The sequence below is a fragment of the Paraburkholderia sp. WC7.3g genome (assembly GCF_050436345.1).
Classification (GTDB): Bacteria; Pseudomonadota; Gammaproteobacteria; order Burkholderiales; family Burkholderiaceae; genus Paraburkholderia; species Paraburkholderia podalyriae.
On sequence record NZ_JBNDMA010000002.1, the window covers coordinates 3,885,098 to 3,902,258 of the forward strand.

Genomic DNA, 17,161 nt, shown 5'->3' on the forward strand with positions numbered 1-17,161 from the left:
GCCCGGAACCGGCCATTCGCGTTAGGTCGAACTCGCTGAGGTACGAAGGACCGCAATGGCCGACAATGCAACATGAGCGGTCGCCGCATGAATGACCGTTGTCTGGGCGCAGGAGACGCTCGAACGTCTGCATCGGGGCGCAGGCCACTGGCTGAAGTTGGCCGATACCCGACGACCATTCCAACACTCCCGCGCACCCGCAGCCACGAGCAAATTCGAACGCTCGTTTCGATTATTTGAATTTGATGGGCATTTTGCCAATCCGGGAGTCGCAACGACTACCATCGCCTCCACACTGACACGAGCGGAAAATCCACGCAGTGTGGAGGTTGCGCTACTTGAACAGTTGCTTGACGCACGCATCCGCCACGAATCCGACCTCGCGGAGCTTGCGAGCCAGCGCGTTGCCGTCGATGTGATCGACCACCAGCACAAGCACCCTGGCCTAGTCGATTTCGGCGCCTGACTTGGCGATCCATTCTCCGATCGTGCCATGCTCATGCAGTGCTTTGCCAAATGTCCGGCGCGACTGCGCACGCTCGATCACAAGTTCGAGCGCAAGATCGGCCGCGTCAATCGCGCGCATGCAGTGGCGATGCGCCCAGGTACCAGGCGCGGCTGAGCCGACTAAAAATCACTGTCCTCTTCCCCGAGCAGATTGGTCGCCGGTCCGCGAACATATGTCGGCTAAAACCGGTGCGTCACGCCCATGAGCACCAGCGTCTGCGACGCGTTGGGTTCGGTCACGGCGATACCGGGCCAGCTCGTCGTCGCGCCTCCATTGTTCTTCATATAGCCGGCCCGCATGTACACGAACGTGCGCTTCGAAAGGCTATGTTCCGCGCCCACTTCTATTCCGGGCGTGTTGTCGTGTGAACCGCGCACATTACGTTCAATTACGGCGATCTGGATGGCATCCTGCGACGTCGCCTGAATCGTCGCCCCCACCTCAACAATGCTGACGGAATGGACCGTACCAAGACGGGCCGCGAGTGAACCCGCTGCGGCGTCTTTGGGTTGCACGTACAGATAGGCGAACTGCAGGTTCACGATACCGAACCGGTAAGCCAATGCCCCCGTGTAGTGAGCCGTTCCAACCAGATCCAGGCGGCCAGGAAGTCCGGGAAAGCTCAACTGTCCAGCATGCTGATACTGGTATCCGAAACCAGCAAACAGGCCATAGTTAGAATAGGTTGCCGATACATCGAGAAAATTCCCCGACGTGGACGGCAAAGGCTGCGTGACCGTAGCGGCGAACGCGTACATCGCGTTGAACGTGAAACCGCCCAGATTCGGCGATTGATAGTTGATCGAATTGCTGGTGCGTCCGGTGGTGTACTGCGTCGACAAGGTGTTTCGGTCAATTGCGAGGACGGCCGCGGCGAGCGGCGAAATCACTTCATTGATGCGAAAGGGGTCGACGGGGTAGACGACCTTGAAGCTCGGTTGATACTGACGACCGAAGGTCAGCGAACCGAAGTCAGCGTGACTCAACCCGACCCACGCCTGACGATAGAAGAGCGCATTGCTGTCCGCGAAGAACGTCCCGTTGTTCACGTTGAAGCCGCTCTCGAGGGCGAATTCGGCCGTCAACCCGCGGCCGAGGTCCTCACTTCCCTTGAACCCCAAAAGGGACGCTGAAGAGCCGCCACTTCTTTCGGAAAACGAATGAGTCCCACCGTTGTTAAGATACTGACCAAAAACGTCGACCACCCCATACAACGTCACACTCGACTGCGCTACTGCATGGCCTGCGGCAAGAACCAACGTAGCACCGCAAATTCCCCGGCTGATCGCACGCATGCTGCCTCCTATCGGCGCTTGCTTCATCAATATCTCCTCGCTCCCAGTGATCGTCCTGACCAGGCATCTTCATGTCGATTACATGTTCGATGTGCCGACATATTTAGTACTACATATCTGTAAAATCGCCATCACACGCCAGCGCTTTATGGCCCGCATCGTCCCGACGATGGAATCCGTACCTGGCGGCCCATCTCCATGAAAGCAATCTGGTTAGTCCAATTCACACCTGCGCTTCATGTGCCCGAATGACGAGGAGCTCGGGCGCGCGTACCGCAGTTCGAAGGCGAGGCTGGGATCGCACCCACCCTGGGATGTGCCGAGAAGTCGCGCGGCCTCAGAGCGAAGAGCGACTTCTGGGATCGATCGAGAATGTGCGGTAAAAGGACCGGGCATCTTATGGCGCGGATCCAGTCCCCGTTTGGGCATGGACTCTTGAGCGCATCCGGTCACTTCTAGTAAATGTCCGGTATCCGCCTCTTGATTTTCGAGATGGTGTGGACCTTCACCTGATGAGCCCACGGTCCATCGATTGTCCGTTCAGACTGCGAAACGACCGCGCCAAAATCGAGCGAAAGGTTGGTGACAAGAACCTCATCCCCGCGGAATACGAGGCTATTCGACCAGAGAAAGCCTATGGGCGCCCCCTCGCGATCGATTCCGCCGAAATCGCCGAGCTTTGCAATCACTCGCCCCTGCGTCGGTTCGAGTACGAGAATCTCGTTGGACTGGTTGCACGCGGTCCAGATGTTATCGTGCTCGTCAATGATCAGGCCGTCAGGTCCGCCGCCGACGCGATTGACGAAGACCTCAGGCGTGCCAGGTTCAAGCGTCGACCCGGTCGCCGGTATCTTGACAATCGTGTCGTTCGCTGTGTTGGCGACGAACAACGCTGTCCGCTCGTTATTGAACGCCAAACCATTCGCGCCGATGCGCGGTGCTGGCCTTGCCGGACTGAGCAGTGGGCTTTTGACCCACGCGAATGCTTCGCCGCCGCCCGGTCCAGTTTTCCAGATGATGCCCTGGTGAGAGTCGGTCACGTACACGTTGCCCGCAGCGTCGAACGTCATCCCGTCGAGGCCGGGATTATTACCCGTGACCGTCATGAAAACGGATGCGGCACCCGTGTTGGGATCGACGACCCAGACCTTCGCGGCCTGGTAATCGACCACAAGCAACTCGCCGGTCTGCGGATGGAACCCAAGATCGAGCAATAGCCTGCTTGAGCCTTTGACCCGAACAGTCCGAAGGTGCTTGCCATGTGGGTCGAACACAATGAGCGTTCCCTCACTCGTCTCAGGTTTGTTCGCCGCCACTGTGGCGACGTAGACGTTCCCCTGACGGTCGATGGTGATCCCCTCGGGATGCGCCTCACCCGGCGGCAACGTGGCAAATTTCTCGACCTTGCCGCGCTCCCAGGCGTTCGTGGTGAGCGGCGTCGTGAGCAACACCAGCAACGTCAGCATCGGCAATATCAGGATGCTTTTGGCTATGTTCGTTCTCAATTTGCAGTCTCCAAAGTTGGGGGTAGCTGTAATGCGTCGGATTATTCAATCGTGTCTGCCCCCATTGAATCCACCAGCGGTCCCACCACCAGCACCAGCAACGCCGTCCGCCCGCGTCGCGCCGAGCCGAGCGTTGGGGCTGGCGAGCGGTTCAAACAGTCGCAGCAAGGCGCACCCTCACCGGTTGTAGAGGCCGGTCAGGGTGGCCGTAGCGAGCGTGTTCTGGTAGATCATGAAGCGCACCACCGCGTTGGGCGCGTTGGCCGGCAGCTCCAGCTTGGGCACACCCATCGCGTGCACGGTGAAGACATAGCGGTGCGTGGGCAAGCCCTTGGGCGGGCAGGGACCGCCGTAGCCGGTGGCGCCGTAGTCGTTGGTGGCCTGAGTGCCGCTGGCGCCCAGGTCGGTGGCGTCGGCGGAGCCTACGCCCGCGGCGAGCTGGGTGACGGACGAATCGATATCGAACAGGATCCAGTGCCAGAAGCCGCTGCCGGTGGGTGCGTCCGGGTCGTACAGCGTCAGCGCGAAGCTCCTGGTGCCTGCCGGCGCGCCGTGCCATTGCAGCGCGGGCGAACGGTTCTGGCCGGTCCCGTCGAAGCCATCGAACTCATGCACCAGTTGCAGCCGTTCCTGATCTTTGAATTCAGGCGATATTACTGTGAAGTTGCTCACGCCATTTCCTTTGATTTACTTGATTTGAGAACCAGGAAAGCTGCATCGCCTGGATGTGCTCCAGAACCGATGCACTTATTTGTCATCGCGCCGCTTCCTCTAGCTGCGCCACGGCAACCCCTCGCGCGACACGTTCCGTCGCGGACGATTATTCAATCGTGTCTGCCCCATTGATTCCGTTATGCGGACAGGTCCGCGATAACCCGGGCATAGGGGGCGCCCATTTCCGTCGCTGTCGGATTGCGGCGCAGCATCAGGCCGCCATTGACCTGCAGGTTCTGTCCCGTCATGAAGCACACGTCGCTTGCCAACCACAGAGCCGCTTCGGCGACGTCATCCACAGTGCCAATACGTCCGAGCGGATAGCCGGCCTCGAAGGCCCGCACTAGTTCGGGGATGTTCAGGGCGTCACCCGACATCGGCGTGCGAGTGATGCCAGGAGAGATCGAATTGGCGCGAATTCCGAGCTGGCCAAAGTCGTTGGCCACGCAGCGCACGACGTGGTCGGTGCCAGCCTTGGTGCCCATATAGGCGGCGTGGTTCTCAAGCATGATCGTCGCGGTCGCGGACGAGATCATGATGATCGAGCCTCCAGGCGTCGGATTTTGCCTCATGGCTTTCACGAGCGCCTGCATGAACTGAAAGGGCCCCTTGAACTGGAGATCCATCATCGCCTGCAGTTCTTCCTCACTCGTGTCTTCGAACGGCCGGAGAAGTCCCCAGCCGGTGGCGTTGATGCCGACATCGACGCGGCCGTAGCGCTCGCCCGCGAAGGCGACGAGGGCGTCGACGTCTTCCTTGCGCGTGAAATCGCAAAGCCGGCTGGCGCCTCCGATTTCGCTTGCCAGGTGATCCAACGGCTGCGCGCGTCGTCCAGCCACAACCACGCTGGCGCCTTCGCCGGCGAAGCGTCGGGCAATGCACTGCCCCATGTTGTCTTGGCCGGCGGCGCCGACGACGATTACGACCTTACCCGCAAACCTCTTCATGAAACTGACCTCCCGCAAGGTTCATTCTCATTTCGCAGTCTCCAGGCTCGGGTTTATCGACCGTTGCTGATTGATCTGGTTGGTGTCGTCGGACGTGTCGTTGCCACGCCCTGGAGGCGGTTTGTCTCGCGCTGCGCAGGTCAGTACGACTTCGGCAGCCCGAGCGCCTGCTCGGCGACGTAGCACAGCGCGAGCTCCTGCGTCACCGGTGCGAGCAGCGACAGCACGCTTTCGCGCAGGCCGCGCTCAACGTGGTACTCCTTCGCGTAGCCGTAGCCGCCGTGCGTGCGCACCGCACGCAACGACGTCTCGAAACCGGCCTCCGCCGCCAGGTACTTGGCCGCCGTGGCCTCGACACCGCAGGGCCTGCCGGCGTCGTAGAGCGCCGCCGCCTTCCACATCAGCAGTTCGGCCGATTGCAGGCGCATCCAGCATTCCGCCAGCGGATGCTGGATCGCCTGGTTCTTGCCGATCGGCCGGCCGAACACGACGCGTTCCCTGGCGTAGTCGGTTGCCCGCGCCAGCGCTGTCTCAGCGGCGCCGAGCGCGGCAGCCGCGACGAGGATGCGCTCCGGATTCAGGCCATGCAGCAGGTACCTGAAGCCCTGGCCTTCGTCGCCGATGCGATCCTCGACGGGGATCTCCAGCCCGTCGATGAACAGTTCGTTCGAGTCCACTGCCTTGCGCGCCATCTTCTCGATGTCGCTGATGCGCACGCGCGATCGATCGAGGTCTGTGTAGAACAGTGTGACGCCGTCCATCGGCCGCGCGCATGCCTCGATCGCCGTCGTGCGGGCCACCAGCAGGATCTTGTTGGCGTGCTGCGCGGTCGAGGTCCAGACCTTCTGGCCGTGGACGATGTAGCGGTCGCCCGCGCGGCGGGCGAAGGTTCTGACGCGTGTGGTGTCGGAACCGACGCTGGGCTCGGTCACGCCGAAGCAGGCGCGATCCGAACCGTCGATCAACGGCGGCAGCATGCGCCGCTTTTGCGCCTCGCTGCCGAACACGACCACTGGCTGCGGGCCGAACAGGTTCAGGTGTACCGACGACACCGCCGCCGAGCCGAGCTTGCCGATCGTGCGCATCACCATCGCAGCCGCCGAGATGCCGAGGCCGGCGCCGCCATGTTCCTTGGGCATGGTCACGCCGAACCACCCGCCGCGGGCAACGGCGTCGCAGAACTCGCTGGGCCAGCGCCCATCGCGGTCCCGCTCGAGCCAGTAATCGGCGCCGAAGTCGGCGCAGCGGGCCTCGACGGCGTCGCGGATTGCAAGCTGGTCGTCGGAGAAGTCAAAATTCATGCGGGGAGCTCCTGCAACATGCCTGCGGGGACGTCGACCGGCATGTCAAGCAGCATCTGCGCCATGCCCTTGCCGAGCGGGTCATTGCGCAGCGACGCCATGCCGCCGCCGCCCAGCGCCCGCTCGCAGACGAGGTTGATGGCATGGATGCCGGGCAGCTCGTAACGGTGGACCGGCCCCTGCACCAGATGGCGGAGGTACTCCGCGACGCGTTCTGGCGTCACCTGGTCTCTCAGCACCGGCAGCAGGGCCGGATGCCGCGCGATGAGGCCGATGTTGGAGGTGTCACCCTTGTCGCCGCTGCGTCCCAGCGCGATTCTCAGGAGCGGCACGGTCTCGCGTATGCCGGGGGGCAGCGCACCCTCGATGGGCGCCAGCGGTCCAGGCGCGACCTGCGGTTGCGGTGACGGCAGCGTCACGGTGAACGTCGTCTCGCCGAGCGTGACCGTCGGCGTCAACTGCGCCTTCGGAATGAGCCAAGCGAACTGCCGCAGCACCGGCGACACAGAGGGACGGCCACCGGCACCGGTCGTACCGGGTGACCAGGACGTGCCGGGTGCGGCTAACTCGCGGCTGAACATCTCTAGTGCGCGCCGGTCGGCATGCGTCACCGTCAGGCGCAACACGACTTCGCGCGTCGGCAACGGTCGCGCATGCGGCCCGTAAGCCGACTCCGTGCCGAGCAGCTCGATATGGGTGGCCAGGAAATCCGCGAACCCGCTCTCATGCAGCAGCCGGCGGCCGCGCTCGAGCAGCGCCTCGCCCGTGCGTTTGGCCTTCGCTGCGGCGTCGATCCCGACGATAGTGAGCTGCCCGGACAGCTTGAAGCCCGCCGGCGCGGTGGCGCTGACCTTGTAGGTGCCGGTTGGCGGGCGGCCGCGTGCGCCGGTCACGAGCACGCGATGCGGCCCGGCCTGCTCCATGCGCACCTGGCGGAAGTCGCAGATCACGTCCGGCAGCAGATAGTTGGCCGGATCGCCTATCTCGTACAGCAGTTGCTCCCCGACGGTTGCGGGCGTGACAAGGCCGCCGGTGTCCGCGGGCTTGGTGACCACAAAGCTGCCGTCTTCGCGGCACTCGACGATCGGATAGCCGATGTTCGCCCAGTCCGGCACGCTGGCCCAGTCGGTGTGCAGGCCGCCTGTCGCCTGGCAGCCGCATTCGATGATGTGGCCGGCCAGGCTGCCGGCGGCGAGCCGGTCGAAGTCGTCGGCCGCCCAGCCGAACTCGTGCGTCAGCACGCCGAGGGTGACGGCACTGTCGACGCAGCGGCCGGTGATGACGATGTCGGCGCCCGCGGCCAGGGCTCGCGCGATGGGCAGTGCGCCGAGATAGGCATTGGCCGTCACCAGCCGTTCAGGCATCGGTTCGCCGCTGGACATTTCGACCGTGCCGGCCGCTCGCATCGCGGCGGCGAGCGGGAGCACGTCGTCGCCTTCGACGATCGCGACCCGCACCGGTACGCCGAGTTCGTCGGCCAGCGCCCGCACCGCCGCGGCGCATCCCCTCGGATTCACGCCTCCGGCGTTGCTGACGATGCGGATGCCCTGCTCGACGGCCTGCTTCAGCACCGAGCGCAGCGCCACCGTGACGAAGTCGATGGCGTAGCCTTCCTCCGGCCGCTTCATGCGCGCGCCCGCGAGGATCGACATGGTGAGCTCGGCGAGATAGTCGAACACGAGGTAATCGATGGCGCCGCAGCGCACCAGCTGCAGCGGCCCGAGGCTGCTGTCGCCCCAGAAACCCGAGGCGCCGCCGATGCGCACAACCTTGCCCGGCGTCGCGGATGTCAGTTGCCCGTCCATTGCGGTTTCCTTTTTTCCTTGAATGCGGCCAGGCCCTCGCGCGCGTCCTGGGTCAGGGCCAGCAGGCCGATCTGCCCTTCGCCGAAGGCGATCGCCTCTTCGAAGGACATCGAGCGCATCGCCTTCATCGCATACATGCCGCGCCGCAGCGCCGTGGGTGAGTTGGCGAGCAGCCGCGACAGCAGGCGCTCGAGCGCAGCGTCGAGGTCGTCAGCCACCTCGTTCACCAGACCGATCTCGCGTGCCCGCGCCGCGTCGATGGGCTCGCCCGTCAGGCACAACTGCGCCAGGCAGCGCAGCGGCAACTGGGCCTGCAGCACGGCGAGCACCTGCATCGGGAACACGCCCACCTTCACCTCGGGCAGGCCGAAGCTCGCGTGCCGGGCCGTGATGGCGAGATCGCACATCGCGAGCAGGCCCATGCCGCCGGCCATGCAGGCGCCGTTGACCCGCGCGACGAGCGGCACGTTCAGCGTGCGGGCCGTGCGCAGCAGGTCGGCATAGGCGCTGGTCGGCGTGGCGTAGTCGAACGCGAAGGCATCCCCGCCCAGGTCGGCGCCGGCGCAGAACGCCTCGTCGCCCGCACCGGTGAGCACCACCGCGCGAATCGTCTTGTCAGACCTGGCGCGGTGCAGCGCTTCCTGCAACGTGCCGATCACTTCCGCGTTGAGCGCATTCCGGCGCTCCGGGCGGTCGATGGTGAGAATCAGCCGCCCGTCCTGCCGGCTGGCGTGCACGACCTCGCTCATGCTTCGACTCCCGTTGACTCGCTGCACACCGCCACTTGCGTCACGCCCGCCTGCACCATCTCGCGGATCTGCTGCGGCGAGTAGCCGGCCTCGGCCAGCACTTGTGCGCTGTGCTCACCCAGCAACGGCGGCGGGCGCAGCGGCGGCAGCGGGGTTTGCGGCCATTCGCTGGGCACCGCCATGGTTCGCAGCATGCCCTCAGTGGGATGCTCGAACTGCTGGAAGAACTTGATGTCCTGCAGGTGCGGATCGTCCATCAGCGACTCGAAGGTGTGCACCGGCAACACCGGGATGCCAAGCGGCTCCAGCAGCTCGCGCCATTGCTGCGTGGTCCGAGCTTTCAGCTTGTCGGCGAGGATCTCGTACAGCGCCTCGACATGCTGCGTGCGCGATTCGCCGTCGGCAAACCGCGGGTCGCTGTTGAACCGCTCGGCCTCGCCCACCACGCGCATGAAGGCCTGCCACTGTTCGTCGGTGTAGACGACGAGGCACACCAGGCCGTCCTGCGTGGCGTACGGCCGCCGCTGCGGGTTGAGCAGCCGCGGATAGCCGAAGCCGCCGCGCGGCGGGATGAACGTGTGGCCGTACAGATGATCGCCCAGCATCATCTGCGCGGTGGTCTCGAACATCGGCACGTCCACCGCCTGACCGCAGCCCGTGCGCTCGCGCGCCAGCAGGGCCGCGCAGATCACGCCGAACGCGTACAGACCCGTGGCCCGGTCCGAGAGGTTGAGCGGGGCATAGCGCGGCACGTCGGAACCGGCCCGCACGCTGGCCTCGGGGATCGCGACGGCCGCCTGGATCAGGTCGTCGAAGGCGCGCGAGTCCGCATAGCGGCCGCGCTGGCTGAAGCCGAAGGTGCCGACGTAGACGATGCGCGGGTTCACCAGCCGCAGCGCCTCGTAATCCAGCCCGAGGCGCTGCATCGCCTGCGGCCGCACGTTGTAGACCAGTGCGTCGGCCGTCTGCGCCAGCTTCAGCAGCGCTTCCTTGCCGGCAGGGCGCTTCAGGTCCAGCATGACGCTGCGCTTGTTGCGGTTCAGGTTGAGGAACAGCGGGCCGGCGCCCGAGCGCCCGCCGGGTCCGACGGCGCGCAGCATGTCGCCGCCGGGCGGCTCCACCTTGATCACGTCGGCCCCCAGGTCGGCCAGCATCTGCGTGGCTGAAGGTCCCATGACGACTTCGGTGATGTCGATGATGCGCAGGCCGGCCAGCGGCCCACCCTGGTTCGAGTCGTTGTTCATTCTGTGCGTGCTCCTCTTTCCGGTCAGGAACCGGCTACGTCCGCGCCGTTGCCGCGGATATAGGGCACCGGTCCGATGTCGCGCGCTGCCGCGAGGGCCTCGATCGCGTACCGGATCGAAACCGCGTCATTGAGCGAGTGGAACGTGCCGTCATCGTTGAAGCTGACCTGCGCGCCTTCGATCCAGGCGATAGTGATGGTGTCCTCGGTGTTGTCCTCGGGGGTGTAGAAGGTGTGCACCGAGCCGCCCGGCTCGTACAGGTAGGAGCCTGCCGTCTGCCGCTGCTCGGGGTACTCGCGATACGCCCAGCAGCCCTGGATCGTCCACACCTGCGCCGTACCGGTGTGGTAGTGAATCGGCAGTGAGCAACCGGGTTCCAGGATGGCCATGAAGACCCACTCGCCGCGCTCCAGGTCAAGGCGCAGCGGCTTGATGTGGATGCCCGGAAAGACATCCCTGATCAGCGGGATCTGCTCGATGTTGACGGTCAGGAGCTTGTCCTGTGGCAGAGCGGGCAGCGGCAGCGGGGCGCCGGTGGACGTGGTGGGCTGCGCGAGCATTCTTGCGTTCATGAATTGTCTCCCGTTGTTACTGGATTTAAAGCAGTGGATGGAAGCCGCCCCTTGATAAGGAAGCCGGACGCAGGCTGCTCCGGCAAACAGCGCAGGGAGGCGGCGGCCCCGCGCGGAAGAAACAGGAAGTCGCCCGGGGCGAGACCGAAGTGCTGCCCATCGACACGTGCGTCGATCCGTCCGTGTTCGACGTAGAGAACCTGTTCGGCGTCAGGCTCCGCGGTGCAGACCGATGCGCTGCCGGCAGGCATGCGCAGCGCCGCAATGTCGACCCAGCGCGCGCCAGCGGTCTCGCGGTCGATGAGGGGAACCGTGCCGGTGGCGGCGTCGCCGGCGGCAAGCACGCGCACCTTGCCGTGAGCAGGCGCGGCGGCAGCGCCGTCGGGTTCCGTGATCGTGTGCGCCGGGTTCTCGCCATACGGCGGCGTATAGACGACCAGCACACGCCCGGGCTGGTCGCTGGTCACGCGAAACGAATGGAACACGCCTGCCGGCACGTAGGCCCAGGTCCCGGGCTCCATCGCTTCCACGCGGCCCTCCGCCCCCGACTCGCCGGTTCCCTCGATCATGTAGGCGCATTGCTCCAGGTGGGGATGCGCGTGCGGCCGCGCGCCGTGCGATTTCACGATCGTGCCGACCAGCACTTCGAGCGCCGTCGCGCCGACAGTCTCGGGGCCGATCACGCGCACGTTGGAGGTGCCGGTGTGGTTCGCCGGCGCGTAGGCGGCAAGATCGGCCGCCCTGACCATGATAGGTACGGGCTTCATTCTGCCTGGCTCCCTGCGGTCTTGACCGCCGGGGCGGTGGCCTGCGCCGCCATGAAGCCGGAGGCGTTGGGACGGTTTTCCACGATGGCGGGCTGGCCCTTCCTGGCGGGCAGCGACTGGTCGAGCACGCGCCCCCTGCCGTCCGTTCCGCTTCCGACCGGAAAGGGAACGATGAACTTGATGGGCTCGGCCGGATAAGGGGCCGCCGCCATCGCTTGCGACGCGAGCACGGGGGCAGCCAGGAGGAAGAGAAGGTTCCGCATGCGCATTAAGCTCCAGTGAGGAATCAGCTTCGAGGAGTTAAACCTAAATGACTAATGTTAGTAGTTTAGGCATGCGCAAAGTGGCGTCAAGTGCGGGCTTACCCGACAGCCCGCCGCTGGGGCTCGGTGATCCCGGGCACGGTTTTCAGGGCGGACGCGGGGAGGTCGATCTCGGAGACGTAGCGGTCGCCCCGATACCAGGTCGCACCGGCGTACAGCACGTTGCCTTTGCCGTCAACCAGGCGTCGCGACATCTTCGCGACGGGCGAGGCAAACGGGATCTTCAGCATATCGCACAGAGGGAAATCCGCGGGTATCACGGTCACGCGTTGCCGCAAGCGTTTGCAGCGCGCGCCCAGTTTGTCGAGCACCGCGGCGAGCAGCTTCCGCTTCATGGCGATGTCCCTGGGCAGCGATTCGAAAACCGGCGTGGGCACATAGATTTCGGCGTAGCAGAAGGGCTCGCCGGAATAGGTGTGCAGTTTGCGGACGCACACGTATTCGCCAGCCGACCGGTCATCCGGCCCGAGCAGCTCCTGGGGCAGCAAGGTGCGGCGCCCGACTTCGAGTATCTCGAAGGCAAGCGGCTGCGGCGCGGCGAAGGGGTTGTTGATCACCTGTTCGAGGTCGCCCGTGGCGGCGGGCAGCGCTGCGACGTGGGTCCCAACGCCCCGCTGGCTGCGGATCAGCCCTTCCTTGGAAAGCAGCTCGTATGCTTGCCGGACGGTGACGACGGCGACGCCCACGTCGTCCGCGAGCTGCGTGATCGGCGGCAGCTGCGTGCCGAGCGGGTACTCGCCCTTCGCGATTCGGTGCCGCAGCAGGGACGCCAGTCGCTGATATTGTGCAACGCCGCGCTCGGCTGGCAGCTCTGGCCGCGCGGTCTCCATGTGTCGCTCATCCGCCATCATATAAATCCTAAATAACCAACATTCGAATTATATGTCAGCGGTGGGCGAGCAGAAGATCGCGTTCCTGGCACCCTCTTGGCCCCCCACCAGGTTCCTTTGCGGGCTTAGCGTGAACTGACAACGGCACCGAGATGTTCACGGTTGGCGTCGTGCGGTTGCCAGCGCAGTTGCAAACGCGGGTTTCGCCGCGAAACACAATTGGAAGCAGAAAAGAAAGACAAGAATTTTTATCTGGAAAAGATAACCAGCTCCGGTCACATCGGAGTTCGGTTTCCGCTATATTTTCGAGAACACTCAGCTTTCCCTTACATTTACAATCGGTCTGGAACGGCGTCGCAGTTGATCGTTAAACTACGACTTTAGGAGTTCATCGTGCTGCTGTTTCTCGATACCGAGTACACCGGCTTCGGGCAGCGGATTCCCCGGCTGATCAGCTTGGGGATTGTTGTCGAAGACGCTAGCCGCGAGCTTTATATTGAGTTCTCGGACACGTGGCAAATCGAAGATTGCTCAGACTTCGTCAAAAGGGAAGTTCTGCCATTGCTTGAGGGCTCGCCCCTTACGTTCGAACAAGGTCGCGTTCGCCTGCGGGAATGGTTTTTCAATGCTCCGCGTGCGGTCCGGATAGCGAGCGACTCGAGCACAGACTTTCGGTTCCTGCTGGAATTGCTGGGCCATCCTCTTCCGGAGAATCTGGCACCCACCTTTTTTGACTTGCGACCGTTAATCGACACTGCAGTCTATGACCGAACGGTGCAGAACTATTATGCGAAAGACAATCGTGTACATCACGCCCTTGTCGATGCCCGCGCGTACCGCCAAGGTTGGCTAGCTTGGATGGATGGACGCAAGGCCGGCTAGGCCGCCCAATCATAAGATGACGAGTTCACCGCTGGCGAGCTTCAACATATCAATTGCTTCGCTTTCAGCGGCTAGCACAGGATGCCACGACCTGAAAACGCATAGCGCCGCGCCAGACGTTGCAGTCCGCCGCCATCCCAACGGGCAACAATTTTGCCGGAATGCTAATCGGAACATCACTGATCGGATGAACGTACAATGATTCCCTTCGCTGTTGATGTTTGGGTCGGACTGAAATTAGCTCGCCGCGTCAATCTCGTCTCCGACGTGTTCCTGACCTTGACGGGCAGGAGCGCCAACGAATGTCCGCGGGCACACTTTTACTGTCCGAGTGCCCGCGTTGCACCCTCCCTTTCTCCTGCCAACGCCTTGGCGCTCTGACTGTGGCATCGCCGGCAACACCACCTGGAACCACTCAGAATCAAACTGACGACACCAGTCGCCCAGATCAGAATTTTTGTAGTGAAGCTGCTTCCGCGTTCGAACTCCTTGCTCCAGATAGCGCATGACCTTGGAGCGATTCAGCTCTCGAAGACCTTCGACGCCTCCCGAACCACAGGTCGCAGACCTCGTTGGCAGAACGAGGCGCGCGGCCGACGCTGTTACGCGGACTTGGGCCGATAAGACGAAAGGACATCCATTTAGGTTCTGGTTTCGATCACAACAGTGCGCGCGACCGAACGCAGTGGGGCTATGAGTTGCAATATAAACGGCGCACGGAAACTGATGGCTGCTCTATCGTCGCGGTGGTGACTGGGTGCAGTCGGCTACTATTCGACGGCCCTAGTCGGCGAGGGCACGCTGTCGATAGAGACAGAGAAGATCGCGTTCGGCGGCGAGGATACAGGCAGCAAGTTCGCCAAACAGATGGGCAGCGGAGAAAGCGCCTCAGCGCAGCTCGGAAAACCCCAGTCGAACTTGTCGCGGGCCCGACGTCGGCAACGCTGACCGTAGCCGCCATTGGCGGGCGGTCGCGCCAGCGGCTGCTTTGGCCGACAGGACTAAACCGCTCGCGCGGTAGGGGGCTACGGCCCGACTCTGGCGGCGAATGGGAGGCGAGTGGCGCCGGTGCTTATGTTGGTGGTTGAGGCAATCCGCCTCGTCCTCCAGCAGGAGTCCCATCATGACCTCCTCCGATCCGGGCATCAGCCCGCTGCGCCGCCGTATGCTTGAGGACTTGCGCATGCGCAAGTTCGCACCCAAGACCCAGGCCGCCTATCTGCGTGCCGTACGTCAGTTCGCCCGATACCTCGGGCGTTTACCCGATACCGCCACTGTCGAGGACCTCCGGGACTACCAGTTGCATCTGGTCGATCACGGCGCGTCGCCGGTGTCGCTGAACGCCGCGATCAGCGCTCTGAAGTTCTTCTTCGAAGTCACGCTCGGCCGGCCTGAGCTGATGGCGCGGATGCAGCCGGTACGCGTGCCTCGCACGCTCCCGGTTGTGCTCAGCCCCGAGGAGGTGCGTCGGCTCATCGCGGCAGCCGGAAACCTCAAGCATCAGACCGCGCTGTCGGTCGCCTATGGCGCCGGGCTGCGTGCGAGCGAAGTGGTCGCGCTCAGGGTCAGCGACATCGACAGCCAGCGCATGACCCTGCGCATCGAGCAGGGCAAGGGCCGCCGTGACCGCTACGCGATGCTCTCGCCGGTCCTGCTCGAACGTCTGCGCGTCTGGTGGCGCGTTGCCCGTGCCCAGGGCTGCATGCTCGATGGCGGGTGGCTCTTTCCGGGCCTCGATCCGATCGACCCGCTCAGCACGCGGCAACTGACCCGCGCCATCCATGCGGCCGCCGAGACCGCAAACATCGACAAGCGCGTATCCATGCACACGCTGAGGCATTCCTTTGCCACGCACCTGCTGGAACAGAAGGAGGATATCCGCGTGATCCAGGTGCTCCTTGGGCACAGGCAGATCGAGACCACCACGCTCTATACCCAGGTTGCCACTGACCTCCTGCGCAAGGTGGTCAGTCCGCTGGACCGCCTGCCCGCCGGCTAGCCCGGCCGCACGCGGAGCACCCCGTGCTGGAGGTCGCGGATATCTTCCGCGCCTGCGGGCCGGCGTGGCGGCGCACGGTAGCGCTGAGCCTGGGGCAGTTGAAGGTCATGTCGGCCATCGAACAGTGCCGCAGTGCGGCACTGGGGGGGCATGTGCTGCGCTGCGCCGGCTGCGACCGGATCGAGGTTGCCTACAACTCCTGCCGCAACCGTCATTGCCCGAAGTGCCAGGGCAGTGCTGCGCATCGCTGGCTCCAGGCACGCCAGGCCGATCTGCTTCCGGTCGGGTACTACCATGTCGTCTTCACGCTGCCCGCGCCCATCAGTGCCATCGCCTGGTACAACAAGGCCGTCATCTACGGGCTGCTGTTCGATATCGCCGCCGAAACGCTATGCACCATTGCCGCTGATCCGAAGCACCTCGGCGCCCAGATCGGCGCGACGCTCGTGCTGCACACCTGGGGCTCGGCACTCACGCATCATCCGCACGTACACGGTATCGTCCCCGGCGGTGGGCTGTCGCCCGATGGTCAGCGGTGGATCGCATGCCGGCCCGGCTTCTTCCTGCCGGTACGTGTGCTCTCGCGCCTGTTCCGCAGGCGCTTCCTCGAAGCGCTCACGGACGCGCACCGGCATGGCCACCTGCAGTTCTTCGGCCAGTACGCTGAACTTGCCGACCCAGCTGTCTTTGACGTGTGGCTTGCGCCGCTGCGTGCCTGCGAATGGGTCGTCTACGCAAAGCGTCCCTTTGCAGGACCCGAAGCAGTGCTCGCGTACCTGTCGCGCTATACGCACCGCGTCGCGATCTCCAGCCAGCGCCTGCTTGCATTCGATGAACGCGGCGTGACCTTCCGCTGGAAGGACTACCGTGCGAAGGGGCACACCCGCTACAAGACCATGACCCTCGAAGCCGGCGAGTTCATGCGCCGCTTCATGCTTCATGTGTTGCCCGGCGGGTTCCATCGCATCCGTCACTACGGGCTGCTCGCCAACCCGGTGCGCCGCACCAGTCTCGCGAAGGTCCGCGAACTGCTGCACGTCGCGGCGGAGGTCAACACATCACCCGAAGAGACTCTCGTTGAAACTCGGCCGGCCTTCATCTGCCGGCACTGCGGCGCGCCGATGATCGTCATCGATATCCTTGCGCGCACTGCACCGATTCGCGCACCACCCACGCGCCGGGGCGAGATATGAGCGCCACTGTTCCAGGACGAACAACCCGACCCTCGGCTTTGCGGCAACGCGGCCCACGAGCAGACCTTTGCGTCTGTCGCTTCGCACAGGCCCTTGCACGTCCGTTCCGCCATCACGACGGCGCCACTGCACCGCTTCGGCACAGCATCAGCCCTCAGCCAGCATCCCGCCTGACCACGCATCCCGCAACACCGCTCGCCATCCCGGGCAATCAATCGCCATAGCCCCGAAGACTCCCATTGCATCAGAGCACTCCGCGGTTTCCTCCCTTCAGGTTTATTCAACGCCTGCCTGCACGCGCCGGCGCGCACCCCGAGTCCACGGACATGGGCAGGCATCGAACAAACCTCAAGAACTCAAGAACTGCGGCCGGCTGGCTGCCGTGACGCCGATTGGACGCGGCGGATCCTATACGCCGGCGACGGCGTCGGTCTTTACACTCTGAGCGCAAGCGGGTTGTGCTTGAGCCAGCTATTCAAATTGTCGTCGGCCTGCCTGATATTGGGGCGGATGGTGTTGCTACAACA

General features: G+C 64.1%; 16 protein-coding genes and 1 pseudogene. 4 read left to right on the forward strand and 13 right to left on the reverse strand.

Translation table 11 applies throughout. From position 1 onward, the window contains the following. Nucleotides 1-91 precede the first annotated feature (91 nt). Nucleotides 92-466 (forward strand): hypothetical protein, encoded by a 375-nt coding sequence (locus OKW43_RS29480; protein WP_429451845.1) that lies wholly within the window; start codon nucleotides 92-94, stop codon nucleotides 464-466. Here the strand turns inward: OKW43_RS29480 and OKW43_RS29485 are convergent. The 13 genes and pseudogenes from OKW43_RS29485 to OKW43_RS29545 all read right to left on the reverse strand — a co-directional run. Continuing rightward, nucleotides 386-678: pseudogene (locus OKW43_RS29485) on the reverse strand (acyl-CoA dehydrogenase family protein); the annotation flags it as partial. The gene OKW43_RS29480 and the pseudogene OKW43_RS29485 sit on opposite strands and share 81 nt — an antisense overlap. A gap of 9 nt (nucleotides 679-687) precedes the next feature. Then, nucleotides 688-1,803, reverse strand: coding sequence for a porin (locus tag OKW43_RS29490; protein ID WP_429451816.1), 1,116 nt, complete (start codon nucleotides 1,801-1,803; stop codon nucleotides 688-690). Nucleotides 1,804-2,258: 455 nt separating this feature from the next. Beyond that, entirely contained in the window at nucleotides 2,259-3,308 is a 1,050-nt protein-coding gene (locus OKW43_RS29495; RefSeq protein ID WP_429451291.1) for an SMP-30/gluconolactonase/LRE family protein, read from the reverse strand. 177 nt (nucleotides 3,309-3,485) lie between these two features. Continuing rightward, the gene (locus OKW43_RS29500; RefSeq protein ID WP_187638084.1) at nucleotides 3,486-3,980 is read right to left on the reverse strand and encodes a YbhB/YbcL family Raf kinase inhibitor-like protein; all 495 of its coding nucleotides are present in this window, start codon (nucleotides 3,978-3,980) and stop codon (nucleotides 3,486-3,488) included. A gap of 179 nt (nucleotides 3,981-4,159) precedes the next feature. After that, nucleotides 4,160-4,969, reverse strand: coding sequence for an SDR family NAD(P)-dependent oxidoreductase (locus OKW43_RS29505; protein WP_429451293.1), 810 nt, complete (start codon nucleotides 4,967-4,969; stop codon nucleotides 4,160-4,162). 140 nt (nucleotides 4,970-5,109) lie between these two features. Further along, nucleotides 5,110-6,270, reverse strand: a complete 1,161-nt coding sequence (locus tag OKW43_RS29510) for an acyl-CoA dehydrogenase family protein (RefSeq protein WP_429451295.1) — start codon at nucleotides 6,268-6,270, stop codon at nucleotides 5,110-5,112. Further along, nucleotides 6,267-8,075: an acyclic terpene utilization AtuA family protein gene (locus OKW43_RS29515; protein ID WP_429451297.1), complete on the reverse strand. Its 1,809-nt coding sequence runs from the start codon at nucleotides 8,073-8,075 to the stop codon at nucleotides 6,267-6,269. Before OKW43_RS29515 ends, OKW43_RS29510 begins: the two co-directional genes overlap by 4 nt. Further along, the gene (locus tag OKW43_RS29520) at nucleotides 8,060-8,824 is read right to left on the reverse strand and encodes an enoyl-CoA hydratase-related protein (RefSeq protein WP_187638080.1); all 765 of its coding nucleotides are present in this window, start codon (nucleotides 8,822-8,824) and stop codon (nucleotides 8,060-8,062) included. Before OKW43_RS29520 ends, OKW43_RS29515 begins: the two co-directional genes overlap by 16 nt. After that, complete coding sequence (locus tag OKW43_RS29525) at nucleotides 8,821-10,068, reverse strand: CaiB/BaiF CoA transferase family protein (protein WP_429451299.1); 1,248 nt, start codon at nucleotides 10,066-10,068, stop codon at nucleotides 8,821-8,823. Before OKW43_RS29525 ends, OKW43_RS29520 begins: the two co-directional genes overlap by 4 nt. A 23-nt stretch (nucleotides 10,069-10,091) precedes the next feature. After that, nucleotides 10,092-10,640, reverse strand: coding sequence for a 2,4'-dihydroxyacetophenone dioxygenase family protein (locus OKW43_RS29530; RefSeq protein WP_429451301.1), 549 nt, complete (start codon nucleotides 10,638-10,640; stop codon nucleotides 10,092-10,094). After that, nucleotides 10,637-11,407, reverse strand: coding sequence for a cupin domain-containing protein (locus OKW43_RS29535; RefSeq protein ID WP_429451303.1), 771 nt, complete (start codon nucleotides 11,405-11,407; stop codon nucleotides 10,637-10,639). Before OKW43_RS29535 ends, OKW43_RS29530 begins: the two co-directional genes overlap by 4 nt. After that, entirely contained in the window at nucleotides 11,404-11,670 is a 267-nt protein-coding gene (locus OKW43_RS29540; protein ID WP_429451305.1) for a hypothetical protein, read from the reverse strand. Before OKW43_RS29540 ends, OKW43_RS29535 begins: the two co-directional genes overlap by 4 nt. A 98-nt stretch (nucleotides 11,671-11,768) precedes the next feature. Beyond that, complete coding sequence (locus OKW43_RS29545; RefSeq protein ID WP_429451306.1) at nucleotides 11,769-12,560, reverse strand: GntR family transcriptional regulator; 792 nt, start codon at nucleotides 12,558-12,560, stop codon at nucleotides 11,769-11,771. 393 nt (nucleotides 12,561-12,953) lie between these two features. Between OKW43_RS29545 and OKW43_RS29550 the strand changes: the two genes are divergently transcribed. The 3 genes from OKW43_RS29550 to OKW43_RS29560 all read left to right on the forward strand — a co-directional run bounded on the left by OKW43_RS29550 (nucleotide 12,954) and on the right by OKW43_RS29560 (nucleotide 16,634). Next, the gene (locus OKW43_RS29550) at nucleotides 12,954-13,442 is read left to right on the forward strand and encodes a hypothetical protein (protein WP_187638075.1); all 489 of its coding nucleotides are present in this window, start codon (nucleotides 12,954-12,956) and stop codon (nucleotides 13,440-13,442) included. A 1,123-nt stretch (nucleotides 13,443-14,565) separates the two neighbouring features. Further along, nucleotides 14,566-15,441 carry a tyrosine-type recombinase/integrase gene (locus OKW43_RS29555; protein WP_429445530.1) on the forward strand — a complete coding sequence of 292 codons (876 nt, stop codon included), beginning with the start codon at nucleotides 14,566-14,568 and terminating at the stop codon, nucleotides 15,439-15,441. Nucleotides 15,442-15,464: 23 nt separating this feature from the next. Then, nucleotides 15,465-16,634, forward strand: coding sequence for an IS91 family transposase (locus OKW43_RS29560; protein ID WP_429445528.1), 1,170 nt, complete (start codon nucleotides 15,465-15,467; stop codon nucleotides 16,632-16,634). Nucleotides 16,635-17,161: the final 527 nt, after the last annotated feature.

What these genes read in the sequence shown, in the direction of transcription:
- OKW43_RS29520 (WP_187638080.1), bottom strand. Translation starts at nt 8,824, where the DNA reads ATGAGCGAGGTCGTGCACGCCAGCCGGCAGGACGGGCGGCTGATTCTC.
- OKW43_RS29545 (WP_429451306.1), bottom strand. Translation starts at nt 12,560, where the DNA reads ATGGAGACCGCGCGGCCAGAGCTGCCAGCCGAGCGCGGCGTTGCACAA.
- OKW43_RS29480 (WP_429451845.1), top strand. Translation starts at nt 92, where the DNA reads ATGACCGTTGTCTGGGCGCAGGAGACGCTCGAACGTCTGCATCGGGGC.
- OKW43_RS29530 (WP_429451301.1), bottom strand. Translation starts at nt 10,640, where the DNA reads ATGAACGCAAGAATGCTCGCGCAGCCCACCACGTCCACCGGCGCCCCG.
- OKW43_RS29505 (WP_429451293.1), bottom strand. Translation starts at nt 4,969, where the DNA reads ATGAAGAGGTTTGCGGGTAAGGTCGTAATCGTCGTCGGCGCCGCCGGC.
- OKW43_RS29540 (WP_429451305.1), bottom strand. Translation starts at nt 11,670, where the DNA reads ATGCGGAACCTTCTCTTCCTCCTGGCTGCCCCCGTGCTCGCGTCGCAA.
- OKW43_RS29515 (WP_429451297.1), bottom strand. Translation starts at nt 8,075, where the DNA reads ATGGACGGGCAACTGACATCCGCGACGCCGGGCAAGGTTGTGCGCATC.
- OKW43_RS29490 (WP_429451816.1), bottom strand. Translation starts at nt 1,803, where the DNA reads ATGCGTGCGATCAGCCGGGGAATTTGCGGTGCTACGTTGGTTCTTGCC.
- OKW43_RS29535 (WP_429451303.1), bottom strand. Translation starts at nt 11,407, where the DNA reads ATGAAGCCCGTACCTATCATGGTCAGGGCGGCCGATCTTGCCGCCTAC.
- OKW43_RS29555 (WP_429445530.1), top strand. Translation starts at nt 14,566, where the DNA reads ATGACCTCCTCCGATCCGGGCATCAGCCCGCTGCGCCGCCGTATGCTT.
- OKW43_RS29525 (WP_429451299.1), bottom strand. Translation starts at nt 10,068, where the DNA reads ATGAACAACGACTCGAACCAGGGTGGGCCGCTGGCCGGCCTGCGCATC.
- OKW43_RS29510 (WP_429451295.1), bottom strand. Translation starts at nt 6,270, where the DNA reads ATGAATTTTGACTTCTCCGACGACCAGCTTGCAATCCGCGACGCCGTC.